This is a genomic window from Streptomyces sp. NPDC031064, assembly GCF_055570965.1.
Genome location: NZ_JBVIGF010000002.1, coordinates 16324 through 30831 on the forward strand (window position 1 = coordinate 16324; position 14508 = coordinate 30831).

Below are 14508 nucleotides of genomic sequence, written 5' to 3' on the forward strand. Positions count from 1 at the left end.
GGGACGACCCTTCCGCGCTGTCCGCGGAGGGGTCGTCCTTCTCCTCCCCTCACCTCTATGCGCGTAGAGTCACGCGCACAGGACTGTCCCCTCCCGCTGGAAGGAACCCTCAAGGCCATGGACGCGATTTCCGTCATCCGCACCAAGCGGGACAAGGGCGAGCTGAGCCCCGAGCAGATCGACTGGGTCATCGACGCCTACACGCGCGGCGAGGTCGCCGACGAGCAGATGTCGGCGCTCGCGATGGCGATCCTGCTGAACGGCATGAACCGCACGGAGATCGCCCGGTGGACCGCCGCGATGATCGCGAGCGGCGAGCGGATGGACTTCTCGTCCCTGTCCCGCCCCACCGCCGACAAGCACTCCACGGGCGGCGTCGGCGACAAGATCACCCTGCCGCTCGCCCCGCTGGTTGCCGCCTGCGGCGCCGCCGTACCGCAGCTCTCCGGCCGGGGCCTCGGCCACACCGGCGGCACGCTCGACAAGCTGGAGTCCATCCCCGGCTGGCGGGCGCTGCTGTCCAACGAGGAGATGCTGCACGTCCTGGACACCACCGGCGCGGTGATCTGCGCGGCGGGCGACGGCCTCGCCCCCGCCGACAAGAAGCTGTACGCGCTGCGCGACGTCACCGGCACGGTCGAGGCGATCCCGCTGATCGCGTCCTCGATCATGTCGAAGAAGATCGCCGAGGGTACGGGCTCGCTGGTCCTGGACGTCAAGGTCGGCTCGGGCGCGTTCATGAAGAACATCGCCGACGCCCGCGAGCTGGCGTCCACCATGGTGGGCCTGGGCACCGACCACGGTGTGAAGACCGTCGCCCTCCTCACCGACATGTCGACCCCGCTCGGCCTCACCGCGGGCAACGCCCTGGAGGTCCGGGAGTCCGTGGAGGTCCTCGCGGGCGGCGGCCCCGCCGACGTCGTGGAGCTGACCATCTCGCTCGCCCGCGAGATGCTCGACGCGGCCGGCATCAAGGACGCCGACCCGGCGAAGGCCCTCGCGGACGGCTCCGCCATGGACGTCTGGCGCCGCATGATCGCCGCCCAGGGCGGTGACCCGGACGCCACCCTCCCGGTCGCCCGCGAACAGCACGTCGTCACCGCCCCCTCCTCGGGCGTCCTCACCCGTCTCGACGCGTACGGCGTCGGCGTCGCCGCCTGGCGCCTCGGTGCCGGCCGCGCCCGCAAGGAGGACCCGGTCCAGGCGGGCGCGGGCATCGAGCTCCACGCCAAGCCGGGCGACACCGTCACGGCGGGCCAGCCCCTGCTGACCCTCCACACGGACACCCCGGAGAAGTTCGACTACGCCCTCAAGTCCCTGGACGGCGCCTACGATATCGCGGCGGCGGGCACGGACTTCACCCCGAACCCGATCGTGCTGGACCGCATCGCCTGACCCTCGTACGGCTGAACGGGACCGGTGGACCTCCACCGGTCCCGTTCGGCATTCCCCGCCCGACCGGGGCCGGACGATCAGGAGTCATACCGCCGCGGCGCACGGGCAGCGATGAGTTCCGGCCGAGGCGCGGGTCTCCTTCCATGTGGACACCACGGATCCGAAAGTCTTCCGCGTCGTCGGTCTCGTCGAGCCGGCCGACGTGCCGCGCCTCTGCGAGGAGCTGACCGAGCTGCTCGACGGGAGCGGCGCCGGCGATGTCGTCTGTGATGTCGCCGGTGTCACCCGGCCCGGCCTCGCCACCGTCGACGCGCTCGCCCGGCTCCGGCTGACCGCGGGGCGGCTCGGGCACCGGATGACCGTACGAGGGGCCGGGCCGGGGCTGCGGACGCTGCTGGAACTGGTCGGGCTGGACGGGCTGCTCGGCGAGGTCACGCCTCCAGCCGCTCCGGAAGATCGAACAGGGGGAACCAGCGCTTCACGTCCAGGAACGACGTGATGCCCGAGACCTTCCCGTCGACGATCTCGATGACCATGAGGGCCCACGGGCTGAAGCCCCCGTCCGGGTCCGGGTGGTAGTGCGCGAACGCCGGGGTGCCGTTGGCCACCACCGGCACCAGGCGCGAGCCCCGGCACACCTCGCCGACGCCCAGCATCCAGCCGGTGATGTCGTCGTGGCCCCGGAGCCACAGGTCGTAGGGCGGCATGGACAGCGTGGCGTCCTCGTGGAGCAGCGCGGTGAGGGCCGCCATGTCGTACCCCTCGAACGCCGCCACGTACCGGTCGAGGAGCTTCTTCTGCTCCTCGTCCAGCGGATCGGCCGTGTCCGTCCTCGCCGGCTCGGACTCCGCGAGCGTCGCCCGCGCCCGCTGCAACGCGCTGTTGACCGACGCGACCGTGGTGCCGAGCAGCTCCGCCACCTCGCTCGCCTTCCAGGCCAGCACCTCGCGCAGGATCAGCACCGCCCGCTGCTTCGGCGGCAGGTGCTGGAGCGCCGCCACGAACGCGAGCCGTACCGTCTCCTTCGCCACCGCCGCCTCCGCCGGGTCGGCGACCGACGGCAGCACCCGCCCGTCCGGCACCGGCTCCAGCCAGGTGACCTCCGGGCGCGAGTTGAGCCGGGCCTGCGCCACCGGGGTCGGCGCCGTCAGGTCCATCGGCCGCGCCCGCCGGTTGCCGGCGTTCAGCGCGTCCAGGCACACGTTCGTCGCGATCCGGTACAGCCATGAGCGCACCGAGGACCGGCCCTCGAACTTCTCGAAGCTCCGCCACGCCCGGACCATCGTGTCCTGGACGGCGTCCTCCGCCTCGAAGGCCGATCCCAGCATGCGGTAGCAGTACCCGGTCAGCTCGGTCCGGTACTGCTCAAGGTCCGCCACATCGCTCGCCACACCAGTCATCGCGTCCACCCCTGTCGCGCTTCCCATGCCTCACGACGGAAGCTACAGGAGGGGACTGACAACGGGCGTCACGTACCGGGCTTGCGCCCGTACACGAACACGTCGTCGCCGTTGCGCAGCAGGTTCCAGTACGCCTTCGCGTCGGCCGGCCGCATGTTGACGCAGCCGCGCGAACCCGGCGGGTTGTACATGGACTTGGTGACGGAGTGGAACGCCTGCCCGCCGTCGAAGAACTGCGCGTACGGCATGCGCACCTTGTAGAGCGTCGACCAGTGGTCGATGTTGCGGTGGTAGATCTTCCGCGCGCCGGTACGGGTCTCGTCGCCGTCGCGGCCGGTGCGCACCGGCACGGGCCCGTACTTCAGCCTGGCGCCGTCCTGGATCCAGGAGAGCTGCCTGGTCAGGTCCACGCACGCGATGCGCCCCTTGTTGGTGGGGCACTTACCCGCCGCGTTGGGGTTCTTCCCCGCCGCGCGCTGCTGGAGGATCGTGTTCATCGTGCGCCAGGTGATCTCCCCGGCGTACCCGACGCTCGGCGTGATCCCGTGCCAGCGCTGGAACGTCTGGATCGCCTTGCAGTCGGCCGGCGACTGCTTCCCGTCCACCGGCCGGCCCATGAACTTCTCGACCTGCCTCTGGTACGGGCCTGTCTGCGTCGTACAGGATGCCGCCTGGGCCGGCGCCGCGCCCAGTGCGACCGTCAACGGCACGACGAGTCCCGTGAGACCGAGCGCGACCCCGGCTCTCCTGCGTATCCCACCCACGTCCACCACTCCCCCTGGAGCCCCTTGAGATGGTTATGCCCTTAGGACGCTCGGGGAAGCGGTGCGGTTGTACGTTTCGCGAGACTTACGGTTCTCCACGCGCGCGGCGTGCGTCCCGTACAGGGTCAGGGAGACGACCCCGAGGACCGCGACCAGGCCCAGCAGGACCGTGCCCGCCCAGCCGCCGGCGTGGAAGGCGACCGCGCCGAGCGTGCCGCCGGCGCTGCTGCCCAGGTAGTACGCCGACTGGTACAGCGCCGACGCCTGCGCCCGGCCCGTCCTCGCCGTGCGGCTCACGGAGGACGAGGCGACCGCGTGCCCGGCGAAGAACCCGGCGGTGATCAGGACCAGGCCGAGGAGTACGTACGCCAGCGCGTCCGACAGGGACAGCAGCAGACCCGCCGCCGTCGTGGTGACCGCCAGGTACAGCGCCCCGCGCCGCCCCATGCGGCCCACCAGCTTCCCGGCCGCGGCCGACGAGACCGTACCGACCAGGTACACCAGGAAGATCGAGCCGACCACGCCCTGCGGGAGCGAGAACGGCGCCTCGACGAGCCGGTAGCCGATCACCGTGTAGACGGCGCCGAAGACGGTCATGAACAGCGCGCCGATCGCGTACAGGCGCATCAGCAGCGGGTCGGACAGGTGCGTACGGACCGCCGAAGCCAGCGCGCGCGGGTTCAGCGAACCGGGCGAGAAGTGCCGCGCCTTGGGGATCATCAGCCGGAACACCACCGCGCACACCAGTGCCATCAGCCCCACCGCGGCGAGCGCCGCCCGCCAGCCCCAGAGCTGGGCCGCCCAGCCGGTGACGATCCGGCCGCTCATGCCGCCGATGCTGTTGCCCGCCACGAACAGGCCGATCGCGGCGACCAGCGCCTTGGGCCGTACCTCCTCGGCCAGGTACGCCATCGCCGACGCGGGCAGACCCGCGAGCGCGGCGCCCTGCACGGCGCGCAGCGCGACCAGCCACTCCAGGCTCGGCGCGAAGGGCACGAGCAGCCCGAGGGCGACGGCGACCACGAGGGAGGCGGTCATCAGGGTGCGGCGGCCGAACCGCTCGGACAGGGCGCTCAGCGGCAGGACGCACAGGGCGAGCGCGCCGGTCGCGGCGGACACGGTCCAGCTCGCGGCCGACGCGCTCACGCCGAAGTCGGCGGAGACGGCCGGGAGCAGGGCCTGGGTCGAGTAGAGGAGGGCGAAGGTGGCCACTCCGGCGGCGAAGAGCGCGAAGCTCATCCGGCGGTAGCCGGGGCGGCCGGGGGAAAGGCGAGTGTCGGCGACCGCGTCGGTGGCGGCCGCCTTGGTACTGGCGGAAGGCATGTCTCGACCGTAGGCACCCCCGCCTCATGCGTCCAATGCATGGAACGGCTTTAATCGTTCCCATGGCGCATAACCACAGCTCACGGGAGTGGCTGTCACCGAACAGTAACGAAGAAGACATGGGGCTGCTGCTTGCGCCGCGGCTCGCGTACTTCGCGGCGGTCGCCCGCCACGAGCATGTGACGCGCGCCGCGCACGACCTGGGCGTGCCGCAGTCGACGCTGTCGCGGGCCATGGTCCGCCTCGAACAGGACCTGGGCGTCGCGCTGTTCGCCCGCAAGGGCCGCACCGTCTCGCTCACCCCGGCGGGGCGCACCTTCCTCGCCTCGGCCGAGCGGGCGCTGGCGGAGGTGGAGCGGTCCGCCGACGCGGTACGGGCGGACGCCGACCCGTCGGCGGGGCGGGTCGCCTTCGGGTTCCTGCACACCATGGGCTCGGAGACCGTCCCCGGGCTGATCCGGGCCTTCAGGGTGGACCACCCCAAGGTCCGCTTCACGCTCGTGCAGAACTACGGCGAGGCCATGATCGAGCGCCTCCGCGCCGGCGACCTGGACCTGTGCCTGACCTCGCCCGTCCCGGACGCCCCCGACCTGGTCGCCCGCCGCCTGGACGAGCAGCGGCTGCGGCTCGTCGTCCCGGACGACCACCGGCTGGCCGCCCGCAAGCGCGTCCGCCTCGCGGAGGCCGCCGACGAAACGTTCGTCACCCTGGAACCCGGCTACGGGCTGCGCCGCATCACCGACGCGCTGTGCGCCGAGGCGGGCTTCGCGCCCCGGATCGCCTTCGAGGGCGAGGAGGCCGAGACGCTGCGCGGCCTGGTCGCGGCGGGCCTCGGTGTCGCGCTCCTGCCGCCCCCGGCGGTCGCGCGCCCCGGCGTCGTGGAGCTCACCGTGACGGCCCCGCGCGCGGCCCGCGAGATCGGCGTCGCCTGGCTCGACGGCCACCCCGACACCCCGCCGGTGGCCGCCTTCAAACGGTTCCTGCTCTCCCGCCGGGGCCGCCTCCTGTCGGAGCCGGAGTGAATCCACGCGTCAGGCGCTGAAGGCGGCGACGAGGAAGACCGGGTACAGCACGCCGAGGGACCCGGTGGCCAGGCCGATGGCGCACCGTCCCCGATTGAGTCCGCTGCCCAGGCCGATCGCGGCAAAGGTGACGGCGAGACTGCCGGCCAGGAGCGGGATCGCGATTCCGAGGTGGCCGGAGAGCACTGCGGCGATCAGGGCGAGGGTGCCGAGGACGAGGGAGACCAGCCCGTAGAGGGTCGCCGGGCTGTCGGTCGCTCCAGTGGCCATGTCAGGTTCCTCGCTGTGGGACCGCGGGTCGTCCCACGGGTGGGTAAGGGCATCCCGGACGCTTCATCATGGCACTTGCCACGCCCAGGCCCGAGGGCGGGCCCCTGTTCCCAACCGGCCCTGGAATGACGCCTCTTGTGGCATCACGTATGGCCGGCCCTCGATTTCACCAGGGCCCGGACAATCGCCGTGACGGCGGCGGCCGCTCACCCACGGGCGTGACGCCGCCCTTAGCGGCGCAGCGCCTTGCCGAAGCCCGACGCCAGCGGCATCCGCAGCCCCAGCGGCGGCGGGGCCGCCAGGGCGTCGGCGACCGGGCGGGAGAAGGGGCACCCGAACAGCGCGCCCAGCACGAAGTCGGCCGCCAGCGCGAGCACTTCGTCGTGGTGCTCGCGCAGCCCGTGACCGTCCGAGTGGACCTCGAACCGGCACGTGTCCCGGTTCGCCTTCTTCGCCCGCTCCGCCAGCCGGTACGACAGCTCCGGGTCCGTACGCGTGTCGTTCGTGCCGTGCGCGATCAGCACCCGGCGGCCGGCGAGCTGTTTCACCGGTTCGGGTGTCGCCGCCACATCGTCCTCCGGCAGCCAAGGGGCAAGGGCGAGCACCGAGTTGACGGCCGTGTGGCCCGCCGCGCGCAGCGCCGCCCGGCCTCCCATGCCGCGCCCGGCCAGGCAGACCGGGACGTCGCCGTACCGTCGTACGACCTCCGAGACCGCCCACCGCGCGTCCGCCGCGAGCCGCGCGTCCGCGCCGTTCCAGCCGCGTCCCCGGTAGCGCACCACATGGGCCACCAGCCCCTCCGCCCGCCCCGCCCGGGCCAGGTGGCGCGCCAGCGGCACGGCCGCCGCGTGGGCGACCGGCGAGGGGCCGCGCCCCGACTCGGGCTCACCGTCCGGGAGGAGCAGCAGCACGCCGCCCACCTCCGCGACGGCCCTCCCCACGGGCCGGCCCAGCCTGGGCGCCCGCGCGCCTCCCGTACCTACGAGTGCCTGGAGTGCCATGGCAGAACAGTCTCAGAAGAGGAGGTGTACGCGATCCGTACGCGGGATCACTGTTACGTATCGACGCGCCTTCTACGCGCGTAGGGGCTAGAGTTCGAAAATGACGAGCCAGACACCCCATGTCCCGACCGCGGACCAGATCCGCCGCGCCCCCAAGGTGCTGCTCCACGACCACCTCGACGGCGGTCTGCGCCCCGGCACCATCATCGACCTCGCCGAAGCCACCGGGTACACCGCGCTGCCCGAGCACGAGCCGGACAAGCTCGGCATCTGGTTCCGCGAGGCCGCCGACTCCGGCTCGCTGGAGCGCTACCTGGAGACCTTCGCCCACACCTGCGCCGTCATGCAGACCCGTGAGTCCCTCGTCCGCGTCGCCGCCGAGTGCGCCGAGGATCTCGCCGAGGACGGCGTCGTGTACGCGGAGGTGCGGTACGCCCCGGAGCAGCACCTGGACAAGGGCCTCACCCTCGAAGAGGTCGTCGAAGCCGTCAACGAGGGCTTCCGCCTGGGCGAACGCCGGGCCCGCGAGAACGGCCACCGCATCCGCGTGGGCGCCCTGCTCACCGCCATGCGGCACGCCGCCCGCGCCCTGGAGATCGCCGAACTCGCCAACCGCTACCGCGACAACGGCGTCGTCGGCTTCGACATCGCGGGCGCCGAGGCCGGTTACCCGCCCACCCGCCACCTCGACGCCTTCGAGTACCTCAAGCGCGAGAACAACCACTTCACCATCCACGCCGGCGAGGCGTTCGGCCTGCCGTCCATCTGGCAGGCCCTCCAGTGGTGCGGCGCCGACCGCCTCGGCCATGGGGTGCGCATCATCGACGACATCCAGGTCGCCGAGGACGGCACCGTCACGCTCGGCCGCCTCGCCGCGTACGTACGCGACAAGCGCATCCCGCTGGAGCTGTGCCCGACCTCCAACCTCCAGACCGGCGCCGCCGCCTCGTACGCCGAGCACCCCATCGGGCTGCTGCGCACCCTGCACTTCAGGGCCACGGTCAACACCGACAACCGGTTGATGTCGGGCACCAGCATGAGCCGCGAATTCGAGCTGCTGACCGAGACGTTCGGCTACACGCTCGACGACATGCAGTGGTTCACCGTCAATGCGATGAAATCAGCATTCATTCCTTTCGACGAACGGCTGGCGATGATCAATGACGTGATCAAGCCCGGGTACGCCGAGTTGAAGTCCGAATGGCTGTTCCGGCAGACCGCCGCGACCAGCGATTCCGTACCCAAGACACCCTGAGGCGAGGTGCCCGCGAACGGCCAGGAATTCCATGACCTGGCCGTTTCGGGTGTTTGCGGGGGTCACGGAACGATGACTAAGTTGCAGAGCCGCTCATCTTTCCCCGAGTTCCCCCAAGGACGAAATTCGATGAAGCAGTCTGCCGCCAAGACCCTCGGTGTCGCCGCCCTCGGCGCCGCGTTCGCCGCTGCCGCCGCCGGCACCGCCTCCGCGGCCACCACGACGCCCACCAGCGCCGCGCTGGGCGCCGCCACCGCCACCGCGGTGCCGGTCCTCCAGTCGGCCGTCGAGCAGGCTCCGAACAACGCCACCGAGCTGCTGGCCACCGGGCAGGAACTGGCCGGCGCGGCCACCAAGAACGCCTCGCTGCAGGGCCTGCCCATCGACCCGGCCGCCGCGGCCGGCCTCCTCGGTGGCCTGCCCGTCGGCGGCACCCTCCCGGCGCTCGGCGCCTGAGCCAGCGCCACGCGCGTACGCGAAGGGGGCGCCCACCGTCACAGGTGGGCGCCCCCTTCCGCGTGCGTACGCGGGGAACTACCAGGCCGGCTTCGCGGCCTTCTCCGACGGCAGCAGTATCCACAGCGCCAGGTACAGCAGGAACTGCGGACCGGGCAGCAGGCACGAGGCCACGAAGATCACGCGCATCGTCGTCGCGGAGGTGCCGAAGCGCCGCGCCAGCGCCGCGCACACTCCGCCGATCATCTTTCCGTCACGGGGGCGAACAAGTGCGGCCATGGTGGGCTCCTTCGCGGAAATGAGGTCGATGTGCTCCGTGACTTCATCCTCGCCCGACAGGCCGGGACAAAACGTCGGACTACGGGGCGATACCGACCCTGGGAATCCTCGGGGTCGCACCCTGAGAGACGTCATCCCGCAAGGCCCCCACCCCACGGACGCCCGTACCGCGCCCCCGGGCACCGCCCCCGGCGGACCCCCGACCGGGGCCGCCGCCCGGCCCCTGCCGGCGGCGCAGCCGCCCCCGCCACGCGGGCACCACCGCCAGGTGCGCCAGCGCCACGCCCGTGGTGTTCAGCAGCAGCGCGTCCACGTCCACCACCCGCCCCGGCACCGCCGTCTGCAACAGCTCGATGCCCAGCGACACCAGTGCGCCCGCCACGACCGTCCGGGCCAGCGACGCCCACGGGGAGACGGCCAGTCGGCCACCCGCCATCGGCAGCAGCACCCCGAGCGGCGCCAGCAGCAACAGGCCCTCACCGATCCGTCTCGCGGCCTCCACCGGGCCCATCGCCAGGTCGGCCTTGATCCCGGCCAACGGCTCCAGATTGGCCGCCGTCACCCACATCACGTCCAGCGGCCGGAGCGTCAGCCACCCCACGAGCACGAGATGAGCGATGAGGAGGATGAGCCCCGCCGCGCGGAGGCGGATGACGGCGCTGCCGTCCGAACCATGACGCTGCACGCCCCCCAAGACGCGTCCACCGGCACGATCGGTTCCGCCCACCGGGGACCGGCCCCGCCCGGGTTCAGGACGAGGGCCGCGTAGGGGCCGCCGAGTCCGGGCGCTCCTTCAGCCCGGCCGTGCACGCGTAACGCCGCACCGGGTAGGGGCCCGGGCCGCCCAGCAGGGCCGTACCGCCGTCGGCGGTCACGCCGTTCTCCGCGTACGTGCACACGATCTGCGACAGCGCCGCCGCGGGCAGGTCCTCCGGCTGGCGGCTGAGCCGCAGCGACGCCTCGGGGTCGCCCTCGCGGGCCGCCGACACGGTCAGCGGGCCCTGGACGGAGGTGGCGAAACCCGCCTCGCGCTCACTCGTCGACGGTTCCGCGAGGAGCTGGTTCAGCAGCGCCTGGGCCACCGCGACCCGGGTACCGCGCGGGTTCTTGTCGTCCGTCCGCGGGACCGTGCGGTCCACCGCCTCCAGGCCCGACGCGCACTCCAGGTACACCCGGACCGGCACCCCCTGCTCGCCGGCCTGCGACGCCAGGTCCTCGCCCGACACGCTGCACGGCAGCCGCGACGGCGCGGCGCCCGCGTCGACGGGCACCGACGTCGTACGGATACCGCAGCCGGAGACGGCGGCGGCGAGCAGGGCGACCCCCGCGAGCGCGACCGCGCCCCGCCGCTCACGCACCCTCATCACCGCCACCCTCCTGCTTCTCCTCCCGAGCGGACTGGCCGGCGTCACGCGTGCGCGACGCGTCGCGCGGCAGCCGCAGCACGAACACCGCCCCGTCACCGTCCGGCGAGTTGGCCGCCGTGATGTCACCGCCGTGGATCAGCGCGTTCTCCATCGCGATCGACAGCCCGAGGCCACTGCCCTCGGACCGCGGCCGCGACGCGCTCGCCTTGTAGAACCGGTCGAAGACGTGGGGCAGTACGTCCTCGGGGATACCCGGCCCGTGGTCCCGCACCTCGATGAACAGGTCGTCGTCCGCCGTCCGGACCGAGACGCGCACCGGCGAGCCGCCGTGCTTGAGCGCGTTGCCGATCAGGTTCGCCAGGACCACGTCGAGGCGGCGCGGATCGAGCCTCGCCATGATCCCGCGCTCGGCGTCCAGCTCCACCGCGTCCAGCCAGGCCCGCGCGTCGATGCACGCCGTGACCTGGTCGGCGACGTCCACGTCGTCCAGCACCAGCCGTGCCGTGCCCGCGTCGAAGCGGGTGACCTCCATCAGGTTCTCGACCAGTGTGTTCAGCCGCCGCGTCTCGCTGACCACCAGTTTGACGGCCGGGGCGATCATCGGGTCGAGGGCGTCCTCTTCCTCCTCCAGCACCTCGGTGACGGCGGTCAGCGCGGTCAGCGGCGTCCGCAGCTCGTGCGACATGTCCGCGACGAAGCGACGGCTCGACTCCTCCCGCGCGCTCATGTCCGCGACCTTCTTCTGGAGGCTCTCCGCGGCGCTGTTGAACGTCCGGGACAGCTCCGCCAGTTCGTCGGTGCCCGACACCCGCAGCCGGGTGTCCAGCTCGCCCTCGCCCAGCCGCCGCGCCGCCTCCCCGAGCCGGTGCACCGGCTTCAGCACGGTCGTCGCCGCGGCCTGCGCGAGCAGCGCCGAACCGATCAGCGCCAGCGCGGTCGCGATCCCCAGCGACCAGGCCAGCGAGTTCAGGTCCTGCCGCTCCGGCTCCAGCGACTTGAACATGTAACCGGTCGGCCCGCCGCCGATGATCCGCGTGCCGCCCACCAGGTACGGCGTGCCGTCCCGTGTCGTCCGCTGCCAGAACAGGTGGTACGGGAACTCGTTGCCGTCCGCCACCTCCTGCCGCTCGTTCACCGCGAGCCGCAGCTCCTCCGGCACGTCGTCCAGCGTGAACCGGTCCGGGTCCGACACCCCCACGATCGGCTTGCCCTTGGCCCGCTCGCCCAGCAGCACCACGCCGTACCCGACCCCGCCGGACGACATCTCCTCGGCCGTCCGCCGCAGCTCCTCCTCCGTCGGCCGCAGCGGCAGCGTGGCGGCACGCCGCTGCATCTCCTGACGGAAGTCGTTCAGCGCCGAGTCCTGCGTACGCTGGAGCACCGCCTCACGGTTGAGCCAGTACGCGATCCCGGACGCGGAGGCGGCGGCGGTGAGCGCGACGAGGGCGAAGACCACGACGAGGCGCAGCCGCAGACTCCCCTTCCTCACGCAGGCACGTCCAGCCGGTAACCCACGCCACGGACCGTACGGATCAGGGTCGGGGACGACGGGACGTCCTCCACCTTCGCCCGCAGCCGCTGGACGCACGCGTCCACCAGGCGCGAGTCGCCCAGGTAGTCGTGCTCCCACACCAGCCGCAGCAACTGCTGCCGGGACAGCGCCTGGCCCGGGCGGCGCGACAGCTCCAGCAGCAGCCGCAGCTCCGTCGGCGTGAGCTGGAGGTCCTCGCCGTTCTTCGTCACGGTCATCGCGGACCGGTCGATCACCAGCGACCCGAACGTCGCCGAGTCCGTCGACTCGCGCTCGCCGCGCCGCAGCACCGCCCGGATGCGCGCGTCCAGCACCCGGCCCTGCACCGGCTTGACGACGTAGTCGTCCGCGCCGGACTCCAGGCCGACGACCACGTCGATGTCGTCACTGCGCGCGGTCAGCAGGATGATCGGCAGTTGGTCGGTACGCCGGATGCGCCGGCACACCTCGAAGCCGTCGATGCCGGGCAGCATCACGTCCAGCACGATCAGATCCGGCCGCTGCTCACGCAGCAGTTTCAGGCCGTCCTCGCCCGTCGCCGCGGTGGCCACTTTGTGGCCCTGGCGTGACAGCGAGAGTTCGAGGGCCGTGCGGATGGAATCGTCGTCCTCGATCAGCAACAGGAAAGGCACGCCGTCATTCTGTCCCATGGGGGCGGGACAGTTCGACCGGTGGGGGCTGTGACAGGTCTGTGACAGTCGGCGGACACCGCTATGAAGTCGCCCGGGCAAGCTCATTGGCACACGGACCGAAGCAGACTCCAACCGACGGGGGGCGCGAGATGAACGCACTGCACAGCACCACCTCAAGCGCAGTTGTCACGCGTCTCCACGACGTCAAGCGGAGCACGGAGAAGTCCGGCGCGGTGAACGGGCGGGGGTGCGTTCGCAGCGCCGGGCGTCAGCACAAGGCGCCCTACATGGTCGCCGTGACTGACGGGGCGACGGCGTACGGGGAGGAATCGGGGGAGCGCAAGAACCCCACGGAGGCTGCGAATGCCGAAGCGGCGTTCACCGCCTACGTGCAGGAGCGCCGCGCCTCCCTGTACGCCACCGCCTACCACCTCACCGGTGACCGCTTCGAGGCCGAGGACCTGCTCCAGAGCGCGCTGTTCTCGACGTACCGCGCCTGGGACCGCATCAGCGACAAGGCGGCGGTCGGCGGCTACCTGCGCCGCACCATGACGAACCTGCACATCAGCGCCTGGCGGCGGCGGAAGATCGACGAGTACCCCACCGAGGAACTCCCCGAGTCCGCCGGCGACACCGACGCGATGCGCGGCACGGAACTGCGGGCGGTGCTCTGGCAGGCACTCGCCAAGCTGCCCGAACTCCAGCGAACGATGCTGGTCCTGCGCTACTACGAGGGCCGCACGGACCCGGAGATCGCGGAGATCCTGGACATCAGTGTCGGCACGGTGAAGTCGAGCATCTGGCGCTCCCTGCGCCGGCTGCGCGAGGACGACGTCCTCAGCTTCGGCCGTGACGAAGAGGAGTCCTTCGGCCAACTGGTGGCCTGAAGGCAGGGGGAAACGGTCGCGGTCTCGGGGGAGGCGGCGGCCGGCGAGCGGGGGGACAAGGGGGAAACGGGGGGGGACCACGGGGGACAACGGGGTACGGGGGATCAAGCGCGGGGCCGGACAAGACGGGGGGTCTTGTCCGGCCCCGCGTGCTGTCCGGCCCCGTGTGCGGTCGGGGGCGTTACGCCGGTTCGGGCGCCCGGGCCGGGGCGGGCGACGGGGACGGGGCGCGGTGGCGGCCGGCCGCCGCGGCGGCGAGGCGGCCGAGGGCCTCGGCCTTGTTGCAGGGGTGGGCGCCCAGGGCGGTCTGCCGGGTGACGATCGAACGTTCGGCACGCATCAGGCGCCAGCCCCGGCGCAGCAGGACCGGCACCGACTTGCGGCCCTCGCGCAGGTCCCGCAGCAGCCGGCGGCGGAACGTGGTGGACGGCCGGCCGCGCAGGCACAGGGCGTCCGCCAGAATGCCGAGCTGCTGGCAGCGGGCCACGATGTCCGCCGCGAAGATGCCCTCGGCCACGAACAGCGGGGTGCGCTCGATGTCGAGCACCTCCCGGTCGACGCGCGAGCTGGTGGCGATGTCGTACACGGGGACCGTCGTACGGCCGGTGGCGCACAGCTCCGCGACGGCGGCCACGGCCGCGTCCGCGTCCCAGGACAGCGGGGAGTCCCAGTCGACGTCCGTGCTGCCGGGGACGAGCGGCAGCGTCGGGTCGTGACCCTCCTTGTAGAAGTCGTCGAGGCGCAGCACGGGCAGGCCGGTGCGGGCCGCGAGGGAGGACTTGCCGGAGCCGGAGGGGCCCGCGAGCAGGACGACGCGCGTCGGGATCGGTTGGGAACTCACGGGACACCAGTCTGAACCATTGACCCGGTCGGGGGACCCCGTCCGGAGGCCGTTGGTATCCAGCATCACATCTCAAATACGGTGC

At 72.2% G+C, this 14508-nt stretch carries 17 protein-coding genes; 6 read left to right on the plus strand and 11 right to left on the minus strand.

Annotation, left to right across the window (positions count from 1 at the left end; genetic code table 11):
* Positions 1 to 117 precede the first annotated feature (117 nt).
* Positions 118 to 1395: a thymidine phosphorylase gene (locus ACZ46W_RS06795; RefSeq protein ID WP_468332545.1), complete on the plus strand. Its 1278-nt coding sequence runs from the start codon at positions 118 to 120 to the stop codon at positions 1393 to 1395.
* 145 nt (positions 1396 to 1540) lie between these two features.
* The gene (locus ACZ46W_RS06800) at positions 1541 to 1894 is read left to right on the plus strand and encodes an STAS domain-containing protein (RefSeq protein ID WP_468332548.1); all 354 of its coding nucleotides are present in this window, start codon (positions 1541 to 1543) and stop codon (positions 1892 to 1894) included.
* Here ACZ46W_RS06800 and ACZ46W_RS06805 read toward each other — a convergent pair.
* The 3 genes from ACZ46W_RS06805 to ACZ46W_RS06815 are packed head-to-tail and all read right to left on the minus strand — an operon-like array spanning position 1827 to position 4882.
* Positions 1827 to 2822 (minus strand): sigma-70 family RNA polymerase sigma factor, encoded by a 996-nt coding sequence (locus ACZ46W_RS06805; RefSeq protein ID WP_468332550.1) that lies wholly within the window; start codon positions 2820 to 2822, stop codon positions 1827 to 1829. The genes ACZ46W_RS06800 and ACZ46W_RS06805 overlap by 68 nt on opposite strands.
* Positions 2823 to 2863: 41 nt before the next feature.
* Positions 2864 to 3559: a L,D-transpeptidase family protein gene (locus ACZ46W_RS06810; protein WP_468332553.1), complete on the minus strand. Its 696-nt coding sequence runs from the start codon at positions 3557 to 3559 to the stop codon at positions 2864 to 2866.
* A gap of 33 nt (positions 3560 to 3592) precedes the next feature.
* A complete protein-coding gene (locus ACZ46W_RS06815; protein WP_468332556.1) occupies positions 3593 to 4882 on the minus strand; it encodes an MFS transporter in 1290 nt (429 codons plus the stop codon).
* A 62-nt stretch (positions 4883 to 4944) separates the two neighbouring features.
* Between ACZ46W_RS06815 and ACZ46W_RS06820 the strand changes: the two genes are divergently transcribed.
* Positions 4945 to 5904 (plus strand): LysR family transcriptional regulator, encoded by a 960-nt coding sequence (locus tag ACZ46W_RS06820; RefSeq protein ID WP_468332559.1) that lies wholly within the window; start codon positions 4945 to 4947, stop codon positions 5902 to 5904.
* A gap of 9 nt (positions 5905 to 5913) precedes the next feature.
* Here ACZ46W_RS06820 and ACZ46W_RS06825 read toward each other — a convergent pair whose 3' ends face one another.
* Both ACZ46W_RS06825 and ACZ46W_RS06830 read right to left on the minus strand, forming a co-directional pair.
* Positions 5914 to 6174 carry a hypothetical protein gene (locus tag ACZ46W_RS06825; protein ID WP_468332562.1) on the minus strand — a complete coding sequence of 87 codons (261 nt, stop codon included), beginning with the start codon at positions 6172 to 6174 and terminating at the stop codon, positions 5914 to 5916.
* 230 nt (positions 6175 to 6404) lie between these two features.
* Entirely contained in the window at positions 6405 to 7175 is a 771-nt protein-coding gene (locus tag ACZ46W_RS06830; RefSeq protein ID WP_468332564.1) for an alpha/beta hydrolase, read from the minus strand.
* Between the two features lie 100 nt (positions 7176 to 7275).
* Here ACZ46W_RS06830 and ACZ46W_RS06835 point away from each other — a divergent pair, with 100 nt between their 5' ends.
* The gene (locus ACZ46W_RS06835) at positions 7276 to 8430 is read left to right on the plus strand and encodes an adenosine deaminase (protein WP_468332566.1); all 1155 of its coding nucleotides are present in this window, start codon (positions 7276 to 7278) and stop codon (positions 8428 to 8430) included.
* Between the two features lie 129 nt (positions 8431 to 8559).
* Positions 8560 to 8886: an ATP-binding protein gene (locus ACZ46W_RS06840; protein ID WP_366127789.1), complete on the plus strand. Its 327-nt coding sequence runs from the start codon at positions 8560 to 8562 to the stop codon at positions 8884 to 8886.
* A gap of 78 nt (positions 8887 to 8964) precedes the next feature.
* On the opposite strand, the gene ACZ46W_RS06845 is transcribed toward ACZ46W_RS06840, so the two are convergent.
* From ACZ46W_RS06845 to afsQ1, 5 genes are all read right to left on the minus strand, one after another.
* Positions 8965 to 9165: a PspC domain-containing protein gene (locus tag ACZ46W_RS06845; RefSeq protein WP_073753831.1), complete on the minus strand. Its 201-nt coding sequence runs from the start codon at positions 9163 to 9165 to the stop codon at positions 8965 to 8967.
* A gap of 79 nt (positions 9166 to 9244) precedes the next feature.
* Positions 9245 to 9850, minus strand: coding sequence for a VanZ family protein (locus ACZ46W_RS06850; protein WP_468332569.1), 606 nt, complete (start codon positions 9848 to 9850; stop codon positions 9245 to 9247).
* Between the two features lie 64 nt (positions 9851 to 9914).
* Positions 9915 to 10529, minus strand: coding sequence for a hypothetical protein (locus tag ACZ46W_RS06855; RefSeq protein WP_468332573.1), 615 nt, complete (start codon positions 10527 to 10529; stop codon positions 9915 to 9917).
* Positions 10516 to 12021 (minus strand): ATP-binding protein, encoded by a 1506-nt coding sequence (locus tag ACZ46W_RS06860; protein ID WP_468332576.1) that lies wholly within the window; start codon positions 12019 to 12021, stop codon positions 10516 to 10518. Before ACZ46W_RS06860 ends, ACZ46W_RS06855 begins: the two co-directional genes overlap by 14 nt.
* Complete coding sequence (gene afsQ1, locus ACZ46W_RS06865; RefSeq protein WP_179166385.1) at positions 12018 to 12695, minus strand: two-component system response regulator AfsQ1; 678 nt, start codon at positions 12693 to 12695, stop codon at positions 12018 to 12020. Before afsQ1 ends, ACZ46W_RS06860 begins: the two co-directional genes overlap by 4 nt.
* A 149-nt stretch (positions 12696 to 12844) precedes the next feature.
* On the opposite strand from afsQ1, the gene ACZ46W_RS06870 reads away from it, so the two are divergent.
* Positions 12845 to 13582 (plus strand): SigE family RNA polymerase sigma factor, encoded by a 738-nt coding sequence (locus ACZ46W_RS06870; RefSeq protein WP_468332580.1) that lies wholly within the window; start codon positions 12845 to 12847, stop codon positions 13580 to 13582.
* A 181-nt stretch (positions 13583 to 13763) separates the two neighbouring features.
* Here ACZ46W_RS06870 and ACZ46W_RS06875 read toward each other — a convergent pair whose 3' ends face one another.
* Entirely contained in the window at positions 13764 to 14489 is a 726-nt protein-coding gene (locus ACZ46W_RS06875) for a uridine kinase (protein WP_468332583.1), read from the minus strand.
* Positions 14490 to 14508 lie beyond the last annotated feature (19 nt).